General features: G+C 70.1%; 1 protein-coding gene. It reads right to left on the bottom strand.

Features of this window, described 5'->3' with window-relative positions; genetic code table 11:
• A partial coding sequence (locus DW233_RS10525) for a sugar nucleotide-binding protein (RefSeq protein ID WP_233547988.1) occupies window positions 1-388 on the bottom strand: 388 nt, incomplete at both ends.

The raw sequence follows: 388 nt of genomic DNA, 5'->3' as shown, positions 1-388 counted from the left end.
GTAGGTGCCGTAGGGGGCGTGCGAGCCCAGCACGTGGAAGATGGCCCCGGCCATGTCGCGTGTGAAGGTCAGGCGGCCCAGCTGGTCGTCCACGACCGTGACCTGCGTGAGCCTGTCCTCGGGGTCGGCGACGCGGTCGGACAGCCCCTTCATGGTCTTGACGAAGTTGTGACCCTCGCCGATGACCCAGCTGGAGCGCATGACGTAGTGGCGCGGGCAGCCGGCCACGGCGATGTCGCCGGCGGCCTTGGTCTGGCCGTAGACGGACAGCGGGGAGAACGGCTCGTCCTCGTCATGCACCTCGGCCGTGCCGTCGAAGACGTAGTCGGAGGAGACGTGGACGAGGGTGATGCCGTGCCCGGCGCAGGTGCGGGCGAGCAGGGCCGGG

This window comes from Collinsella sp. AM20-15AC, from assembly GCF_003471405.1.
Lineage (GTDB): Bacteria > Actinomycetota > Coriobacteriia > Coriobacteriales > Coriobacteriaceae > Collinsella.
The sequence above is the reverse complement of the archived record's forward strand: the minus strand, read 5'-3'. Positions and strand labels throughout refer to the sequence as shown.